At 32.6% G+C, this 20,010-nt stretch carries 17 protein-coding genes; 8 read left to right on the top strand and 9 right to left on the bottom strand.

The genetic code is table 11. The features are described 5' to 3' along the window. Positions 1–14: 14 nt before the first annotated feature. Together Q0616_RS06665 and Q0616_RS06660 are read left to right on the top strand one after the other, a co-directional pair. Positions 15–1,547 (top strand): MFS transporter, encoded by a 1,533-nt coding sequence (locus Q0616_RS06665; protein WP_225539414.1) that lies wholly within the window; start codon positions 15–17, stop codon positions 1,545–1,547. A 13-nt stretch (positions 1,548–1,560) separates the two neighbouring features. Further along, entirely contained in the window at positions 1,561–1,788 is a 228-nt protein-coding gene (locus Q0616_RS06660; RefSeq protein ID WP_171622290.1) for a DUF6814 family protein, read from the top strand. 35 nt (positions 1,789–1,823) lie between these two features. Here the strand turns inward: Q0616_RS06660 and Q0616_RS06655 are convergent, their stop codons facing one another. From Q0616_RS06655 to Q0616_RS06640, 4 genes are all read right to left on the bottom strand, one after another. Beyond that, positions 1,824–2,555: an MBL fold metallo-hydrolase gene (locus Q0616_RS06655; RefSeq protein ID WP_260543558.1), complete on the bottom strand. Its 732-nt coding sequence runs from the start codon at positions 2,553–2,555 to the stop codon at positions 1,824–1,826. Positions 2,556–2,648: 93 nt separating this feature from the next. Continuing rightward, complete coding sequence (locus Q0616_RS06650) at positions 2,649–4,811, bottom strand: S46 family peptidase (protein WP_298775960.1); 2,163 nt, start codon at positions 4,809–4,811, stop codon at positions 2,649–2,651. Positions 4,812–4,991: 180 nt separating this feature from the next. Further along, positions 4,992–6,482 (bottom strand): aminoacyl-histidine dipeptidase, encoded by a 1,491-nt coding sequence (locus Q0616_RS06645; RefSeq protein ID WP_188319870.1) that lies wholly within the window; start codon positions 6,480–6,482, stop codon positions 4,992–4,994. A gap of 301 nt (positions 6,483–6,783) precedes the next feature. Continuing rightward, positions 6,784–7,809, bottom strand: coding sequence for a M28 family peptidase (locus Q0616_RS06640; RefSeq protein WP_171622294.1), 1,026 nt, complete (start codon positions 7,807–7,809; stop codon positions 6,784–6,786). Between the two features lie 140 nt (positions 7,810–7,949). Here Q0616_RS06640 and Q0616_RS06635 point away from each other — a divergent pair, with 140 nt between their 5' ends. Together Q0616_RS06635 and aspS are read left to right on the top strand one after the other, a co-directional pair. Then, a complete protein-coding gene (locus Q0616_RS06635; protein WP_171622295.1) occupies positions 7,950–9,857 on the top strand; it encodes an amino acid permease in 1,908 nt (635 codons plus the stop codon). A gap of 121 nt (positions 9,858–9,978) precedes the next feature. Beyond that, positions 9,979–11,736 carry an aspartate--tRNA ligase gene (gene aspS / locus Q0616_RS06630; RefSeq protein ID WP_171622296.1) on the top strand — a complete coding sequence of 586 codons (1,758 nt, stop codon included), beginning with the start codon at positions 9,979–9,981 and terminating at the stop codon, positions 11,734–11,736. Positions 11,737–11,991: 255 nt separating this feature from the next. Here aspS and Q0616_RS06625 read toward each other — a convergent pair whose 3' ends face one another. The 4 genes from Q0616_RS06625 to Q0616_RS06610 all read right to left on the bottom strand — a co-directional run bounded on the left by Q0616_RS06625 (position 11,992) and on the right by Q0616_RS06610 (position 15,813). Beyond that, positions 11,992–12,585, bottom strand: coding sequence for a sigma-70 family RNA polymerase sigma factor (locus Q0616_RS06625; protein WP_260543546.1), 594 nt, complete (start codon positions 12,583–12,585; stop codon positions 11,992–11,994). A gap of 475 nt (positions 12,586–13,060) precedes the next feature. Then, the gene (gene gap / locus Q0616_RS06620) at positions 13,061–14,065 is read right to left on the bottom strand and encodes a type I glyceraldehyde-3-phosphate dehydrogenase (RefSeq protein WP_225539418.1); all 1,005 of its coding nucleotides are present in this window, start codon (positions 14,063–14,065) and stop codon (positions 13,061–13,063) included. A gap of 37 nt (positions 14,066–14,102) precedes the next feature. After that, positions 14,103–15,086 carry a 6-phosphofructokinase gene (pfkA, locus tag Q0616_RS06615; protein WP_260543543.1) on the bottom strand — a complete coding sequence of 328 codons (984 nt, stop codon included), beginning with the start codon at positions 15,084–15,086 and terminating at the stop codon, positions 14,103–14,105. A 73-nt stretch (positions 15,087–15,159) separates the two neighbouring features. Further along, a complete protein-coding gene (locus Q0616_RS06610; RefSeq protein ID WP_171622299.1) occupies positions 15,160–15,813 on the bottom strand; it encodes a DUF4294 domain-containing protein in 654 nt (217 codons plus the stop codon). 61 nt (positions 15,814–15,874) lie between these two features. On the opposite strand from Q0616_RS06610, the gene Q0616_RS06605 reads away from it, so the two are divergent. Next, entirely contained in the window at positions 15,875–16,966 is a 1,092-nt protein-coding gene (locus Q0616_RS06605; RefSeq protein WP_188319872.1) for a M42 family metallopeptidase, read from the top strand. Positions 16,967–17,016: 50 nt separating this feature from the next. Here the strand turns inward: Q0616_RS06605 and Q0616_RS06600 are convergent, their stop codons facing one another. Next, positions 17,017–17,472: a hypothetical protein gene (locus Q0616_RS06600; RefSeq protein ID WP_298775948.1), complete on the bottom strand. Its 456-nt coding sequence runs from the start codon at positions 17,470–17,472 to the stop codon at positions 17,017–17,019. Positions 17,473–17,594: 122 nt separating this feature from the next. On the opposite strand from Q0616_RS06600, the gene Q0616_RS06595 reads away from it, so the two are divergent. From Q0616_RS06595 to Q0616_RS06585, 3 genes are all read left to right on the top strand, one after another. Continuing rightward, positions 17,595–18,551, top strand: a complete 957-nt coding sequence (locus tag Q0616_RS06595) for a hypothetical protein (RefSeq protein ID WP_284583873.1) — start codon at positions 17,595–17,597, stop codon at positions 18,549–18,551. A 9-nt stretch (positions 18,552–18,560) separates the two neighbouring features. Further along, positions 18,561–19,088, top strand: coding sequence for a GNAT family N-acetyltransferase (locus Q0616_RS06590; protein WP_286483951.1), 528 nt, complete (start codon positions 18,561–18,563; stop codon positions 19,086–19,088). A 122-nt stretch (positions 19,089–19,210) separates the two neighbouring features. Then, entirely contained in the window at positions 19,211–19,858 is a 648-nt protein-coding gene (locus Q0616_RS06585) for a 2OG-Fe(II) oxygenase (protein WP_284583871.1), read from the top strand. The last annotated feature ends 152 nt before the right edge of the window (positions 19,859–20,010 follow it).

Below are 20,010 nucleotides of genomic sequence, written 5' to 3'. Positions count from 1 at the left end.
AAAAAACAAAATTTATGAGTGAAACAACAAGTAAAAAAACAATCTGGAAAGTGATTGGAGCTTCCTCTATGGGAACTTTGATCGAATGGTATGATTTCTTTATTTTTGGAAGTCTTGCAGTTGTTATTTCCACAAAATTTTTCCCTGCAGAAAATCCTACCGCAGCCTTTCTTTCTACTCTTGCAACATTTGCAGCTGGTTTTGTAGTTCGTCCATTTGGAGCCTTATTTTTTGGTAGATTAGGAGATATAATTGGTCGAAAATATACCTTTATGGCAACTCTAATTTTGATGGGAGGTGCTACTTTCTTGATTGGTTGTATACCTTCTTATGAAACAATAGGTTTTCTTGCACCATTATTGGTTTTAATATTACGTTTATTACAAGGTTTGGCTTTAGGTGGTGAGTATGGTGGTGCTGCGACATATGTAGCCGAACATGCTCCAGATGGACAAAGAGGTTATTGGACTTCTTGGATACAGACAACTGCTACAATTGGTTTGTTTGTATCGCTATTGGTTATTTTATTAACTAAATCAGTTCTTTCTGAAGAACAGTTTGATTTATGGGGATGGAGGGTGCCATTTGTTTTATCTATTTTTATGGTATATGTTTCTTATATAATCCGAAAAAATATGGACGAGTCTCCTGCTTTTAAAAAGGCAAAAGATGAAGGAACGACATCTAAAAATCCTTTGAAAGAATCATTTGGTAACCGCTATAATATGAAATTCGTACTATTAGCTCTTTTTGGTGCGGTAATGGGACAAGGTGTTGTTTGGTATACGGGACAATTTTATTCGATGAGCTATATGAAAACTGTTATGAATGTAGATTCAAATCAAGTTGATTCATTGTTAGGAATAGCATTGTTATTTGGAACTCCTTTTTTTGTTGTATTTGGTTGGTTAAGTGATAAGGTAGGTCGAAAATGGGTGATGTTAATAGGGATGATTTTAGCTGTCTTTTCGTATCGTCCAATTTACGAATCAATGTATCAAACTTCTAATTTAGAAAATAAACAAGAAATAGTAGCAGATACAAAGCACGAAGCAGAAATGAAAGTGAATGGCGAAGTTACGGATTCTATTTATACTCTTAATCAGTCGTTTACAGATGGCACAACGTATAAACAAGTGACTATACGTCATTTAGAAAATGGACAAGCGAAGATTGTAGATGGTAAAGTAAGTGAAATTGTAAAAAGAACAACGCATATTACAAGCGGTAATAAATGGAAATTAATTGGTTTAATTTGGATACAAATCGTGTTTATTACAATGGTATATGGACCTATAGCAGCATTTTTAGTAGAAATGTTTCCAGTCAAAATTCGTTATACATCAATGTCGTTGCCTTATCATGTCGGAAATGGAATATTTGGTGGTTTATTACCCGCAGTTTCTACGTATTTAGTTACAAATGCAAAGAACAATGGTGATCCTCAATTTTATTTAGAAGGACTTTGGTATCCTATTGGTATTGCTGCAGTATGTTTTATAATTGGAGCAATTTATATTAGTAACAAAGATAGAAATGTGAATTAAAAAAAAATACAAAATGGAAATACTTAAAAAAATATTAGGAATTGTATGGATCGCGTTATCACTCGTTGTGGCATACTTTTGTATTATGGAATTTGGAATTCCAAAATTAACATCAGGTTCTCAAGATGATTTGGTTTTTGGAATTATTATACTCTTTGTTTTGACTCCAATTATAGTTTTTGGAATGGCTTTATTTGGCTATTATGCATTAATTGGAGAATATAGTGAGGAAAAACTATAAGTTAATAAAGTCAGGTAACTTACCTGACTTTTTTATTAAAATTTATTTGTAGCTGTCCGTTTTCCATGATAGAAAAGAATCGTCCAATGTTTTTTCTTAGCTTCAACTTCCCAACGCAAACGATCTTCCATTGCTTTTATACCATCAATATCATTTTTGAAAGCTGCATGATATCTAAGATAATTTAATTGAGGTAAATTATCAGCTCCATAAAAAACAGTTTCATCATTTTCTTTAATCCAGAAAACTTGTTGAAAAGGAACATGTCCACCTGTGAGTTCAAATTCAACTTGATTTGATATTTGACCTTGATTTTCATTCATCCAAATAATGTTCTTGAATGATTTTAGTTTTTCTAAACGTTCGTAATTATACGAATTATTTGTTTGAGAAATTGCGTAATCATATTCACGTTGTTGAATGTAAATAAGAGCATTCGGAAAATTACATACAAATTGTTCACCAACCCAATTTCCTAATCCATTTGCATGGTCTTTATGCAGGTGTGAAATCAATACTTTTGTAATTTGATTGGGCTCAATATGATGTTCGCGCAACTTCCTAAGTACAATAGGTTCGCAATCTATTTCTCCTCCAAAACCTGTATCAATCAAAATATTATCGTCTGCAACCTGAACCAAAAAAGGACGAACGTTTAAATAATAACCACTTTCTGGTTTGCCCTCGATTATATCTTGACTTTTAAATTGAAATTCCTTATTTTCATCTACATGATAAACTCCTTCAAATAGTGGAATAACTTTCATTTTTTTAAAACTTTTTACAAAGGTATTTGTTTAAATTATCACCACAAAAAAGGCTTCCAAAACGGAAGCCTTAAGCGATATGATTGTTGTAATTTATTTTACAATTGTCATTTCATCAACAATATGTTTTGCTCCAGCAAATTTATCAACAACCCATAAAACATAACGAATATCTACAGATATCGTACGTTGTAATTTAGGATCGAAAATAACATCACCAGCCATTGCTTCGATGTTTCCATCAAATGCAATACCGATTAATTCACCTTTCCCATTCATTACTGGAGAACCTGAGTTACCTCCTGTAATATCATTGTTTGATAAGAAGTTTACGTGTAAGTATCCGTCTTTATCCGCATATTGTCCATAATCTTTAGCTTTAGCCAAATCTAATAAACGTTGTGGATTTTCGAATTCTTCGTCACCAGGGATGTGTTTTGCAACTGTACCTTCTAAAGTTGTAAAGTAGTTAGATGCAACGTCTGGTTGACGTTTTGGATTTGTACTTTTTGGTAAATTTTGGATAGATCCGTACGTTAAACGTAACGTAGAGTTTGCATCAGGATATAAGATATTTCCGATTTTAGACTCACGTAAACCTTTTACCAATAAACGGAAGTTTTTAGAATAAACATCATTTAATTTCGCTTGCTCATCTGTTTGCTTAGAAGCTCTTTCTACTAAAGCGTTTGATAAAACATATAATGGATCTTTTTTCAATACTTCTACATCTGGAGAGATTAAGAAATTCTCAACTTGTTTTTGATCAGCGAAGAAACTTCTTTCAACAGCATCGTTTACAAAAGCAGTAAAATTGTTGTTATTTTGTTTTGCTAAATCAGCAACATAAGGTGCTAATCCCGCTTCATTTGCTTTAGAAGTATAAAGATTTAATTGAGCAGCCAATAAATCTTTTTCTAAAGGCAAGTACATTTTTTCATAGTATGCATTGATCGCATTCTGAATACGAGGGCGCATTTCATTGCGTTTTGCATCATTTGCAGCCGCATAATTTTCTAACGCTTTACCGATAGAGTATGGTGCACTTGCTAAAGTAGAATAGCGTAATAAAATATTGATGTAATTGTTATGACGAGCATCTAAATTTGTTTTCGCATAATAATCATTCAAATTAGAAACAACATTACCATATTCAGCTTTGTTAGCTCCTTTTTGAGCCCATTTATTGAATTTTTCTTCTTCTTTTGTTTTTTTCGCAACTGTTCCATGAAGTTTTAATGCTTCAATCATACCATCACGGTTTTTCCAATAGTTCGCAACTCCAGCATATTTAGATGCATAATCAATATTAACTTTTTGATTTTGATCCATATATTTTTTCATTTGATCCATTGTTACTTTTGAAGCTTCTACCCATGCAGGATAAGCGAACTCAACATTTTGAGCTACACCTTGAGCTGGCATCCAACGGTTTGTACGACCTGGATAACCCAAAATCATAGCAAAATCATCTGGTTGGTAACCTTTTAAAGATACAGGTAAATGATGTTTTGGTTGTAATGGCTTGTTTGAAGTAGAGTAAGCCGCAGGATTTCCATCTTTGTCACCATATACACGGAACATTGCAAAATCTCCTGTGTGACGAGGCCATTCCCAGTTGTCTGTGTCTCCACCAAATTTACCAATAGAGCTTGGAGGTGTTCCTACTAAACGTACATCTTCATAATCTTGGTAAACGAAGTAGTAATATTCGTTTCCTTGGAAGAATGAACGAACAGAAACAACATATTTCCCATTTTCGCTGTTTTCTTTTTCAATTTTAGCAATCTCTTGGTTAATTGCTTTTTCACGATCTAACTCAGACATTTTATCGTTCACAACACCTAAAATACGTTTAGAAACATCATCCATACGAACGAAAAAACGTACTTTTAAGTTTTTTGGTTTTAACTCAGCAGCTTTATCCTTAGCCCAAAAACCATCTTTTAAATAATCGTGTTCAGGAGCAGATAATTCAGCAATTGCACCATAACCACAATGGTGGTTTGTCAAAACTAAACCTTGACCAGATACCATTTCAGCAGTACATCCACCACCAAATTGAACAATAGCATCTTTTAAAGAGTTGTTGTTGATACTATAGATTTCTTCTGAAGTTAATTGTAACCCTTGTTTTTGCATATCACGGTGATTCAGACGTTCGATGAACATCAAAAACCACATTCCTTCGTCAGCTTTCACTTTAAAAGGAAAAAGCATAACCACTAAGAGAGTGGATAATAAAAATTTTTTCATTATTTGTTAGTCTTCAATTTTACGAAATGCTAAAATAATTGATTATCTGTAGTTGTCCTAATCTTTGTTAATTTAATCATCTTTTATTGTGGTTTTTTGAATAAATAATAGATTAATTAATTATATAGGTAATAAAAAAGCCACTGTAAAGTGGCTTTTGATCTATTTTAATATCTTAAACTAAATGTTTTTTGAATTTGCACAGCTGTAATCAACTGGACCATCATTTGGAATTTCTTTTAAAATCTCCAATAAATACTTCCAGAATTTTTGAACTGATACGATTTCAACTCTTTCATCAGGTGAATGTGCTCCCGAAATATTTGGACCAAATGAAATCATATCCAAACCAGGATAATTTGTACCAATAATCCCACATTCTAATCCAGCATGACATGCCACAACTTTTGGTTCTTCACCATTTTGTTTGATATAAATTTCTTTTAAAACTTCTAAAATTTCTGAATGAGTATTGGCTTTCCAACCAGGATATGAGCCAGAAAAATTGACATCAAAACCTCCTAATTCGAATCCAGCTTTTAAGGTTTGAGCCAATGCTTCTTTACCTGATTCTACAGAAGAACGAGTTAAACATAAAATACGAATATTACCCTCGATAATTTCTACGCGTGCAACATTATTAGATGTTTCGACTAAACCTTCAACGTCTGGACTCATTCTGTAAACACCATTGAAAGCAGCCATCACAGTTTGGATAAAAACTTTAGATTCTTGCGCTGACATTGCAGAAGTAGTATCAGTAGACTCTAAGGTAATCACCATTTTAGGCTCTTTTGTTTCGTATTCTTCGATGATTTCGGCTCTTAAAGTTTCGTATGCAGCCTTGAAAGCATCTACTTTGTCTGTAGGAATTACAATTGTCGCCCATGATTCGCGAGGAATAGCGTTACGTAAACTTCCACCTTCCATATGCGCAATTTGTAAACCAAACTCGGTTCCAGCATTTAACAAACGAGCAATTAATTTGTTTGAATTTCCTAAACCTTCGTGAATTTGCATTCCAGAGTGCCCTCCGTTCAAACCTTTTAAAGTTAAAGTAAAAGCGGTTCCGTTTGCTGTTTCAGCAGTATATGATTTTGTAGCGGTTACATCAACTCCACCAGCACAACCAATGTCTAATTCATCATCTTCTTCTGTATCTAAATTCAACAAAATTTTACCAGATAAAAAACCAGCTTTCAATCCTAAAGCACCTGTCATGCCCGTTTCTTCGTCAATTGTAAAGAATGCTTCAATAGCTGGATGAGGAATATCTTTCGATTCTAAAATAGACATAATTGTCGCAACTCCAATTCCATTATCTGCACCTAAAGTTGTACCGTTTGCCGTTACAAACTTCTCGTCTTCAATGTACATTTCGATTCCTTGTGTGTCGAAATCAAATTCTACATCGTTATTTTTTTGACAAACCATATCCAAGTGCGATTGCATCACAACTGTTTTACGGTCTTCCATTCCTGGATAAGCTGCTTTTTTGATTAAAACATTTCCTACTTCGTCCGTTTCGACAGGTAAACCTAAATCTTCACCAAATTTGATGATGAACTGACGTACTTTTTCTTCTTTTTTAGAAGGTCTTGGAACTGAGTTCAATGCTGAGAAGTTTTTCCAGATTGCTTTTGGTTCCAAATTAAGAATATCGTTATTCATTGTTCGTTTTTTTATTGTTCTCCAAAGTTACGGAATTGAGACAATATAGTTTTATGAAAGAAGTTTTAAATTTATTTTATAAAGTTAACGTTGCATCAATCATTCATTTTATACTATTTTTTATAATGGTCAGAAGCTTGATTTGATTAGTAAAAACACTAAAATAAAAGTATAACAAAGGCAAGTTTATAACTATTGGTAAGTAGGGCGCAAATAAGTTTTGCCTTGCTGTTACACAACAAGAAGCTTCTCATTACACAACGAGAAGCTTCCTTTTTTATTATTATATAATAGTTTTTAATTATCTTGTCGAAGGCATTGGCGATTCTTTGTCTACAACTGGTCTATTTTCAGCATTTGCTAAAATCCAAATTGTATTGAACGCTAATTTTGTGCGACGCGTCAACAAATCATATTCAATTTTATCTGGTGTATCGCCTGGTTTGTGGTAATCATCGTGAACGCCATTAAAAAAGAATACAGACGGTATGTTATGTTTTGCAAAATTATAATGGTCAGAACGGTAATAGAAACGATTTGGATCGTCTGGTGTATTGTAGCGCATATCCAAATTAATTCCTAAACCTTCGTTTGCTGCTAAAACAGCTTTGTGCAAATCTGACGATAGCATTTCAGAACCAATTACATACACAAAATCTCTTGTTTTCTCATTATGCTCATAATCTACACGACCAATCATATCAATATTAACATTTGCAATCGTGTTTTCTAAAGGATAAATTGGGTGATCTGAATAATATTTAGAACCTAACAATCCTTTTTCTTCACCTGAAACATGCAACAAAAGAACCGAACGTTTTGGACGAATTCCTTTCTTCTCAGCTTCGCGGAAAATACGACCAATTTCCATCACAGCAACAGTTCCAGAACCATCATCATCAGCACCAGGATATAATTTTCCATCTTTAATTCCGTCGTGATCATAATGTGCAGAAATAACAACGATTTCTTCTGGCTTTTCAGCTCCTTCGATGAATCCCATTACATTACGCATTTGACCTTTTACACGATTAAAAGTTCCAGCAGGAATAATTTGGAAATAATTATTATTTGGTCCATTAATTCCTAATTCTTTGTAATAATTCGAAATATAATTCCCCGCTTTTATTTCTCCTTCAGTTCCTGCATTTCTACCTTCCATATCAGGAGCAGCAATGATGTATAACTGTTTTTTTAGTTCGGCTTCAGAAACTTTATCTGTATATTTTACCAGACTTTTTTGGTATTTCTCTTGTGAAATTGGTTTTGTAGAATCACAACTTACTAACGTCGCCGCTATAGCAATTGCAAATAAAAATTGTTTCATGTAAATTTTTTGAATTAAATTTAAAATTAATCTAACCAAGCAGAATAAAAAAGAAAATCTGAATAAAAAACCAATATTTATACGGATTCTATCCGTTTTTGGGTTTGTCTTTTTTATATTTGCCCGTTTTTAAATAAATTATGTCACAATTATTCAGAAAAAAATCTGTAGAATCTATTTTAGCAGAATCAGCGAAGAATACTGCTACAATGAAAAGAACCTTAGGTGTTCGAGATTTAACAGGTTTTGGTATCGCCGCAATTGTTGGAGCTGGTATTTTTAGTACCATTGGTCGAGCAAGCTACGAAGGCGGTCCAGCAGTTATCTTCTTATTTATATTTACGGCTATTGCATGTGGTTTTACTGCTTTTGCCTATGCCGAATTTGCTTCATTAGTTCCAGTTTCCGGAAGTGCTTACACATATAGCTATGTTGCGTTTGGTGAGTTGTTTGCTTGGGTAATTGGTTGGGCATTGATTATGGAATATGCAATTGGAAATATTGTACTCGCCATCTCGTGGAGTGATTATTTTACCACCTTGCTCTCCGGATTGGGAATACATTTACCTGAATGGATGACAATGGACTACTTTACAGCAAAAGAAGGTTTTGAATTTGTTTCGAATGAATTGGCAAAAGGTAAAACTTTAGAAGGGATAGCAAATTCAGCTTATGCACAAGAAATTCCAAAATATTTAGCATTTAAAGATGCTCCTTATTTAGGATTTAACATGGTAGTGGATATTCCTGCATTAGTCATCACTTTTTTGATTACTGCCTTGGTCTATCGTGGAATTAACGAATCTCGAAAAGCAAGTAATGCAATGGTTGTTTTAAAATTAGCTGTTGTCTTATTAGTGATTGTTGTTGGAGCTTTTTATGTGAATCCAGATAATTGGGATCCATTCGCACCAAATGGAATAGGAGGTGTTTTAGCTGGTGTTTCATCTGTTTTCTATGCCTATATTGGGTTTGATGCGATTAGTACGACTGCGGAAGAGTGTAAAGATCCGAAACGAGATTTACCTCGTGGTATTTTTGCTTCAATTATTATTTGTACCATTTTATATGTGTTGATCGCCTTGGTGATTACAGGAATGGTGCATTATTCTGAATTAAATGTTGGTGATCCATTAGCTTATGTTTTTGATAAAATTAAAGACCTAAAATGGCTCGCCGGAATTATTGCTTTTTCAGCTGTGGTAGCAATGGCGAGTGTGTTTATCGTATTTCAAATTGGACAACCACGTATTTGGATGACAATGTCCAGAGATGGTTTATTACCAAAGAAATTTTCTACCATTCACCCAAAATTTAAAACACCATCTTTTGCAACAATTTTCACAGGATTTGTAGTTGGTGTTCCAATTTTGTTTACAGATTTAGAGTTGGTTGTAGACGCCTGTTCGATCGGAACTTTATTTGCTTTTGTTTTAGTTTGTGCTGCTGTTTTAAAGATGGATGCAGATCCAAATGCAATAAGAGGTAATTTCAAAACACCTTTTATAGATGCTAAATTTGTTATGCCAATTGTTACGGCCGTGATTGTATTTTTATGCGCAACGACATTCAAGGAAGACACAGTTAGTTTCTTTACAAATGAACCACAAGTTATGCCTATTGAGCAATTTGTTGGTTCGTTAACACCAAAGGAATTAAAAGATTCTTATTCAACAATTAATAGTTTGACTGGAGATGAGGTAGAATATTTGGATGATTATTTAGCGAGTTTATCAGCAGAAGAATACAAATCTACAATTGAAAAATTACCTGTTTACGAAGAAAAGAAAATGGAGAAAGGTTGGGATGTTTTTAAACACAAAATTCCAATGGTGATTTTCTTATTCATTTATGTTTTTATGGTCATCCGAACGTTTTTCAAAAGAACTTCTATCATTCCATTAGCAGGTATGTTGTGTTGTTTTTATATGATGGCGCAGTTAGGGTTAAAAAACTGGATGATTTTCTTGGTGTGGATTGCAATAGGTTTAACAATTTATTTTACTTACGGTTATAAACATAGTAAGTTGAAAAACCAGAAATCATAATTTGATAAAAGCGATTCAATCTTGAATCGTTTTTTTTATTGAATTTATTTGCTCAAAAAAGTTAGATAACTTCTTTATTTCGACTCAAAACTTTACCTTTGTTCAATAAATTTGACGACAAATGTTTAGAACTCATACTTGTGGTGAATTAACACAAGCCAACATTAATGAAAAAGTTACGTTAAGCGGTTGGGTATCAACTTTACGTGATAAAGGTTTTATGATGTGGATCGATTTACGTGACCGTTACGGAATCACTCAAATCATCTTAGACGAAGAACGTTCTTCAAAAGAATTATTTGAAACTGCTCGTCAGTTAGGACGCGAGTTCGTAATTCAAGTAACAGGAACAGTGATCGAAAGAGCTTCAAAAAATCCAAATATTCCAACAGGAAATATCGAAATTTTAGCAGAAAATATCACGATTTTAAATGAATCTGCATTACCTCCATTCACGATTGAAGATAATACGGATGGTGGAGAAGATATTCGTATGAAATATCGTTATTTGGATATTCGTCGTAATCCAGTTAAAAATAAATTAATCTTCCGTTCTAAAGTTGCTCAGGAAGTTCGTAAATATTTAGATGCGCAAGATTTTGTTGAAGTTGAAACACCAGTTTTGATTAAATCTACACCAGAAGGTGCACGTGATTTTGTTGTACCATCTCGTATGAATCCAGGTGAATTTTACGCATTGCCACAATCTCCTCAAACGTTCAAACAATTGTTAATGGTAGGAGGTTTAGATAAATATTTCCAAATTGTTAAATGTTTCCGTGACGAAGATTTACGTGCAGACCGTCAACCAGAATTTACTCAAATTGACTGTGAAATGTCATTCGTTGAGCAAGAAGATATTATGAATGTTTTTGAAGGTTTAGCCAAACATTTATTACATACCTTCAAAGGTTTAGAATTTGGAGAATTTCCGCGTATGACATTTGCTGATGCAATGCGTCGTTATGGAAATGATAAACCTGATATCCGTTTCGGAATGGAATTCGGAGAAATTACTGATTTAGCAAAAGGTCATGATTTCAAAATCTTTGATGAGCAAGAATTAATCGTGGGTATCGCTGCCGAAGGATGTAATTCTTATACACGTAAAGAGATTGATAAGTTAATCGAGTGGGTAAAACGTCCACAAGTTGGCGCAACTGGTTTAGTTTGGGTACGTTACAATGAAGATGGAACATTCAAGTCTTCTGTTGATAAATTTTATTCGCAAGAAGATTTATCCGCTTGGGCTGAACGAATGAATGCAAAACCAGGCGATTTAATGTTAGTGATGTCTGGAAATGCAAACAAAGTTCGTGCGCAATTATCTGCTTTACGTATGGAAATTGCTGAACGTTTAGGATTACGTAATCCAGATGTTTTTGCACCTTTATGGGTTGTCGATTTCCCTTTATTAGAATGGGATGAGGAATCTGAACGTTACCACGCCATGCATCACCCATTTACTTCTCCTAAACCAGAAGATATGGATTTGATTGCTACTAATCCAGGAGAAGTGCGTGCAAATGCCTATGATTTAGTGCTAAATGGTAATGAAATTGGTGGAGGTTCTATCCGTATTTTTGATAAAGAAGTACAAGCAAGAATGTTCGAATTATTAGGATTTACACCTGAACAAGCAGAAGCTCAATTTGGATTCTTAATGAATGCTTTCAAATATGGAGCGCCACCTCATGGAGGTTTAGCATTTGGATTTGACCGTTTTGTATCAATCTTAGATGGATCAGAAACAATTCGTGATTATATTGCGTTCCCGAAAAATAATTCAGGTCGTGATGTGATGATTGATGCACCATCTCCAATTGATCAAACTCAAATGGACGAATTAAATATCACATCTACTTTTACACACAAGTAATTAGAGAATATCAGTATAAAAAAAGGTCTAAAATGTTTACATTTTAGACCTTTTTTATTGAAAATTTAAAAACAATTTAATTTATGTTAATGATGAAATTTTTATTTAAAATAGTCGAATTTATACTCTTTATCGATTTTGAAAAAGCTAATATTTTATCAATTGTTAATTGAGAGGGCTCAATATTTTCAGAGTATAATTCTATCATTTTTAAACTTATTTATTCTAAAAACGCTAAATAGATAAGTTTATTTTTTAATCAACTGTTAAAATAATGTTATTATTATCAATCACTTTTCTTAAGTTAATAATCGCATATCGCATTCTTCCTAATGCCGTATTGATACTTACATCTGTTTCCTCTGCAATTTCTTTAAAACTAAGTTCTTTAAAAATCCTTAATTCTAAAACTTCTCTCTGGTCTTCTGGTAATTGAGTAACTAAATTTCTTAAGTCATTTTCAATTTGAGATTTAATAAGTTTAGTTTCAGAGCATTCATCACAAATTCCAATGAAATCAAAAATATTATAATCTTCATTGTATCCTACAGTTTCACTAACAGTCGGCATTCTTTTGTTTGATCGAAAATAGTCAATAGTTAAATTGTGAGCAATACGCATAACCCAAGGCAAAAACTTACCTTCTTCGTTGTATCGTCCTCCTTTTAATGTAAGGATAACCTTGATAAAAGTGTCCTGAAATATATCTTCAGTTATATCCTTATCTAAGACTTTGGAGTATATAAAACTATAGATTCTTCCTTTGTATTTCTCTATCAATGTTTCTAAAGCATTTTCGTTACCTCTCAAATAATCTTGGATTAATAAAGAGTCGTCTTCATAGTTCATAATAGTAAATGTTAATTTTAAAGTAGAGTTAAATCTATAGGCTGTAATTTTTTTGTTTATCCAAATATAGTTAAACAAAAAAATCTTACAAGTTTTTTAACATAATTATTCTTAAAATAAATTAATAAATTCTTAAAAAAATAAATAATTGTTAATTTTTGTATTAATTCTTAATAATTAAGTAGTATTAATAAGAATATTGTAATGCTTTAAAATTCTGATGTATAAAATTAATTTAAGGAAATAAAAACCTTATGAACTTTTTTCTGTGTGTTAACATTTTTTATAGATTTAGAATAAGCCAATAGTTTATCTATGGTTGATTTTTTAGGACCAGAAAATTCAATTTCTTTTTTCATATTAATGTTTAGTATATCCAAAATCAAATATTAAACCATAAAATACGAATAGAATGTGAAAAAATAAAAAGTCTTCTCAAAAAAGAGAAGACTTTAAAAATAAAGTATTTAAGCTTTTAAATTTTTGCCATATGTTGAATCAAATCAACAACTTTGTTTGAGTAACCAATTTCGTTATCATACCAAGCAACTAATTTAACAAAAGTTGGATTTAACATAATTCCTGCTCCCGCATCGAAAACACAAGTTCTTGTATCTCCTACGAAATCTTGAGAAACCAAAGGTTCGTCAGTGTATCCTAAAATACCTTTCAGTTCTCCTTCAGCTGCTTCTTGCATTACTTTTTTGATTTCGTCATAATTAGTTTCTTTTGCTAATTTAACTGTTAAATCAACTACGGAAACATTAACTGTAGGTACTCGAAAAGACATTCCTGTTAATTTCCCGTTTAATTCTGGAATTACTTTTCCTACGGCTTTTGCTGCTCCAGTTGAAGAAGGAATAATATTAACCATTGCACTTCTACCACCTCTCCAATCTTTATTAGATGGACCATCGACAGTTTTTTGTGTTGCTGTAGTTGCGTGGACAGTTGTCATTAAAGCTTCAACGATTCCAAATTTTTCATGTACAACTTTAGCTAATGGTGCTAAGCAATTTGTAGTACAAGATGCATTCGAAACAATGGTATCAGCTGCAGTAACATCTTTATGGTTAACTCCCATTACAAACATTGGTGTATCATCTTTAGAAGGTCCAGTTAAAACGACTTTTTTGGCTCCAGCTTCGATGTGTTTACCTGCTGTTTCTTTAGTTAAAAACAAACCTGTGGCTTCTACGACAATATCAGCACCAACTTCGTCCCATTTTAAGTTAGCTGGATCTTTTTCAGCTGTAACTCTTATGGTTTGTCCATTGACAATTAAATTTCCGTTTTCGACTTTAATTTCTCCGTCAAATTTTCCGTGAACAGAGTCGTACTTTAGCATATAAGCTAAATAATCAACGTCTACTAAATCGTTAATTCCTACGATTTCAATATCTTCTCTTTCAATCGCAACCCCAAAAACAAGGCTACCTATTCTTCCGAATCCGTTGATTCCAATTTTAATTTTTGACATAGTATATATAATTTCCCTTTATATTTTTATTTATAGATTAGATGGCTAATATATTTGCAACTTTTATCAATTCCATATCGATTTCGTTGTGTTTTTTAATAGCTTCAGCAATAGGAGTGAAGACCACTTTATTGGAACGAATACCCGCCATTAAGTTAGATTGATCTTGTAAAAGACCTTCAACAGCAGCAATTCCCAAACGACTTGCCAACACACGATCATGACATGATGGTGATCCTCCACGTTGAATATGTCCTAATACTGTAACGCGAATATCATATTCGGGATGTTTCGATTGAACTTGTTTCGCTAATTCATAAACTCCACCTAATTTTTCGCCTTCTGCTACCACAACGATACTTGATTTTTTTCCAGATTTTTCTGAACGTTCTAACGATGAGCATAATTCTTCTACACTATCACGTTGTTCAGGAATCAAAATATCTTGTGCTCCCGAAGCAATTCCACTATTTAATGCAATAAAACCTGCATCACGTCCCATCACTTCTACAAAAAATACACGATCATGCGACGTTGCAGTATCTCTTAATTTATCAATCGCATCAATTACAGTATTCAACGCTGTGTCATAACCAATTGTAAAGTCTGTTCCAAAGATATCGTTGTCAATAGTACCAGGAATTCCAATAAACGGAACCTCAAACTCTTTGTGAAAGATATTTGCTCCAGTAAAAGATCCATCACCACCAATTATGACAAGTGCATCTATGTTGTTTTTTTTGAGATGCTCATAGGCTTTTTGACGACCTTCCATAGTTTTGAATTCAGCTGAACGAGCAGTTTTAAGAATTGTACCACCTTGATTAATAATATTTTTAACTGAACGAGGTCCAAGTTCTATCATATCATTGTTAATCAAGCCTTCAAATCCTTGACGAATGCCAACAGATGTAATGTTGTAATATTTGCATGCTCTAACTACGGCACGTAAGGCAGCATTCATTCCGGGCGCATCACCTCCAGAGGTTAATACACCGATTTTTTTTATACTATTTTTCACGTTTTTCCCTTATTAAATCAAATATAATAAAAAAAACAGAATATTATTGTAACAGGTAATTGTTAAAGATAAACTAATCTTCGTCGACGGGTTTTAAAATACCATCGGCAAAATCTCGTTGAAGAATGACAGCGATATATAAATCTTCACGAGTACGTTTAGGATCAAAGGTTTGTTTTAAATCGATGTTAAATGCTCCACTTGCAGCTTGGTACAGAAAAGCATTTAATCCTCCACGTAATTCTTTAATAATATCGTAAGTTGTTTTGTCCGTTTCTTTGTAAATTAATTTCGTTAAAATTTGACCTCGAGAACTTGACATATTTTTTAATTGATTCTCAAACTGATCTGCTAAATCTTTTTGTCTCGTTTTAATAAAACGTTTTTTATCTCGTCTTTTATCCATTGTTTGAATGGTATCAGAAACATAATTATATTCTCTAACAGCTGTTCTTACATAGGGCCAAACATCACGCACGCGCTTTCTTAGCCATATATAATATTTTTTTTCTAAATCTGATTTTAAATGAACAGAATAAAAACTTGATTCATTTAAATGTATAGTATCGAAAGGACTAAAAGTTAATTCATCAATATTTATCGAGTCATTTTTGATTTCTTGAGATGGGCTTTTACCACCTAAATCTAAGCCGAAAATTTGGGCATTTAGATGTGAAAATCCCAAAAAAGTGAGCATTAATGTTATGTGATAGATGTAAAATTTCATGTGTGAATTAGTTCAAAAATTGTTCCTAAAATTAGTACATTTGTTAGATAAATAAACTAAAATGAGTACAAATAATTTGTTTGATCAACAATCGTTAGATTTTTTGTCTAAATATTTAAATATTGCTTCACCAACAGGTTTTGAAAGTGAAGGGCAAAAAGTTTGGATGGATTATATTAAACCTTATGTAGACGAAGTAAAAACAGACAATTACGGTTCTGCATATGGTGTGATTAACCCCGACGCGAAATATAAAGTAGTGATTGAAGCACATGCTGATGAGATTTCTTGGTTTGTAAATTACATTTCTGATGATGGATTGATTTATGTTATTCGTAATGGAGGTTCAGATCATATGATTGCACCATCAAAGGTGGTGAATATTCATACCAAAAAAGGAATTGTAAAAGGAGTTTTTGGTTGGCCAGCAATTCACTTACGTCAAGCAGGTAAAGATGAAGCGCCAACGCCAGATAAAATTTGGATCGATACAGGTTGTACATCCAAAGAAGAAGTGCTAGAACTTGGAATTCACGTTGGTTGTGTCATTACATATCCAGATGAGTTTTTTACCTTAAATGACCGTTATTTCGTTTGCCGCGCCATTGATAATAGAATGGGAGGGTTTATGATTGCAGAGGTTGCACGTAAATTAGCCGAAAATAAAGATCAATTAGATTTTGGTTTATATGTTGTAAATGCTGTACAAGAAGAAGTAGGATTGCGTGGAGCAGAAATGATTACACAAACAATCAAACCAAATGTAGCAATAATAACAGATGTAACGCATGATACGACGACTCCTATGATTACAAAATCGAAAGAAGGAGAGCAAAAATGTGGCGATGGACCAGTTGTATATTATGCTCCAGCAGTTCAAAATAATGTGCGTGAATTGATTATTGATGCAGCTGAAAAAAATAATATTCCTTTTCAAAGAGCTGCAAGTTCTCGCGTAACAGGAACGGATACAGATGCATTTGCATATAGCAATGGTGGTGTTCCTTCTGCACTAATTTCGTTGCCCTTGCGTTATATGCATACAACTGTTGAAATGGTTCATCAAGCTGATGTGAAAAATGTAATCGAATTGATTTACGAATCGGTTAAAACAATTAAAAACGAACAAAGTTTTAAATATCACACTGTTTAAGAATTGAATAGATGTTATAAAAGCCGCTTAATAGCGGCTTTTATCATTTCTTACAACAATCCAAATTGTTTGAAATGATGCGTGTAATGTTTTTTATGAAACGTTTTCCAATCTTCGTATCCAATTTCGGCTAAAACAGGATTTGTAATTTTAGCATCTGGATTATTTTCGAAATAGGTGTTAAATTTATCTATTTCTTCTTCTAATTTTTCGATAGAAGCTTCTAAAGAAGGATAACGTAAATCCAATAAACCTTCCATTCCATTTGCTTTAATTCCTTTTTGCATTTCTTGATCAGACTCTAATAAGAACGCTTTATATTGTGGAATTTGTTCAACAGGAATTCTACAAGGCACACTTAAACCTCCATTTGATAGTTTAGTTGTTACAATTAAATGTTCAACCATGTGTTGAGGAGTCATAATTCCCCATTCAGGTTGTTGATCAATTTTTAAAGTTTTTAATTTTGAAATTAAATTCTCTTTATCGTCAAAATTTAGAAACATATTGTTTATTTTTATATATGCTGTAAGTTAATTTATTTTGATCAAAAAGTACTATTAATTAACGAGTATTTGGACAAATAAAACGAAGCATTATTTTTTATAAAACAACTAACCTATGATTTATGAAATTATTGATACCAACACTTATTTGTTTAATAGCTATAAGTTCATGTGTTTCACAGAAAAATCAGCATATTAACGAACATATTCTTACGCTAAAAAATAGTTATTGTAAGGCACCCCACAAGTATAATTACGAAAAAGAATTGCCTTCCTACAACGCCGATTCTATTCTTTTAGCTAATGCTGATTTGAGAAATGATTTTTCAGAGCAAAGTATTTTAATTCTAAATGCACTTAATTCGTTAGACGAAGTAAAAACTATCAATGAATTGAAAAAAGATAATTCGCTCGAATCGAGAGTGAAAATTTTAGAACTTAAAAACTCGATTAATAATAAAATTACAATTGCATTAACAGAATTAGACGCTGTTGCAGCAGAATTTGATTGCGAAGGCGAACGGGTTGAACAAATGGCGAGTTATTTGCAAAATATGAATGATAATCGAAATAATAAATTAGTAATCTATTCTATTGTTGCTGGTGCAGCGGCCTCTGTTGCAAGTGGAATTATAAAAAGTGATAGCTGGGGAAGCGCAGTAGATATTGGTGGAGGTGTTTTGGGTGCTGGTTTGGGGTTTGCAACACTTAATCCGAAAGGGAAAAAAATAGAATTTATACATCAACGAAATTTATTGCGTGATATTTGGACACAAAAGTTAGAATCAGAAAATTTCCCACCATTTGTTTGGTACATGTACACCGAGAAAAAGTTTTCTAATCACACAGATGGAAAATCAATCATAGGAAATATAAAAGGTCGCTGGTTAGAATTTAATTTTGAAAACAATATGCAAGAAGCCAATCAATCTGTGAATTTCGGGATTGGTGGGACTTACACCGCACAAGAATTGTATAATCGATCACGAATGCTTAATCAAATGCAATCTGCAACACGAACAATTAATCAAAATATTAATTATTTATTGTTAGATTTAGATAAATTAGTCATGTATTAAAAACAGCAAATGATCAATATTCAACCACATTTAGAAAATGATTTAATTCGATTAGAACCTTTAAAATCTAGTGATTTTGAAGAGGTTTATGCTGCGGCTTCAGATCCAAAAATTTGGGAACAACATCCCAATAAAAATCGTTGGAAACGAGATGTTTTTATGATTTTTTTTGAAGGTGCAATTCAAAGCAAGGGCGCTTTCAAAGTAATAGATAAGCAATCAAATCTTGTTGTTGGAAGTACTCGTTTCTATGATTATGATGAAAAAGATGTTTCTATATTAATTGGTTATACGTTTTATTCCACTAATTGTTGGGGAAAAGGCTATAATCCGTCAGTAAAAAAAATGATGTTCGATTATATTTTTCAATTTGTGGACAAAGTTTATTTGCATGTTGGTGCAGAGAACAAACGTTCTCAGGTTGCAGTAGAACGATTAGGTTGTAGAAAAGTAAAAACAGAAGAAATAACTTATTTTGGAGAAGAACCAAAATTAAATTTTATTTACCAACTTGATAAAGATGAGTGGTTTAAGTGATTTTTAGATCATATAACTATTAGGCAAGAGAATAGTTCTGTCTTTTTTTTGAAAAAAAATAATATTTATGATTATTGTTTTTTTAATTAAATCTACATTTACTGCTGTTTTCATAATAATGAATGAGTAGTATTACATTAAACCCAATTTATGAAAAGATTATTGATGACTTATCAAATCAAAAATACTCTATTTCAGACTTTTTTTTCTCAGAAGAAGAAACTAAACAACTTCGCGAAGCCATAATTCGTAAAGAAGATAAACAAAATTTTCATCAAGCAGCCATTGGAAGTTCGGTTAACGAACAGATTGTAAAATCAATTAGAGGTGATAAAATTAAATGGATTGATGAAGAAAATAAATCGCACACAGAAGAAATTTTCTTTCAGAAAATAAATGATTTCATTGACTATCTCAACTTAACATGCTATATGGGCATTGAGGAAAGTGAATTTCATTATGCTGTTTATCCCGAAGGGACATTTTATCAAAAACATGTTGATGCTTTCAAGAATGATGATAGACGCACACTTTCTATTGTGTTGTATTTGAATGATGAAGAATGGAAAGATGAATTTGGAGGACAATTGACTTTGCATTTGTCAGATGAAAATACGGTAGAAAAAGAATTAGATATTTTACCTCTAGCTGGTCGTTTGGCTGTTTTTGATAGTAAAAGTATTCCGCACGAAGTAAAAACCGTCCATCGACCAAGATATAGTATTACAGGTTGGTTGAAAACTAGAGGGAATATTTTGACGTATTTGTAACAAAATCTGTAGTCGGTTCGAGATTTCAATCTCTATTCACAATAGATAAATATTAGCATCAATTTGAACGATTTAAACAATAAAAACAAAGCCAACCATTGTAGACTGCACCCAAAAGTTTGGACAGATTAAAAATTAATAATTATAAAAAT

The sequence above is a fragment of the uncultured Empedobacter sp. genome, from assembly GCF_937930195.1.
GTDB classification, from domain to species: domain Bacteria; phylum Bacteroidota; class Bacteroidia; order Flavobacteriales; family Weeksellaceae; genus Empedobacter; species Empedobacter stercoris.
This window is presented reverse-complemented; position numbering and strand designations above follow the sequence as displayed.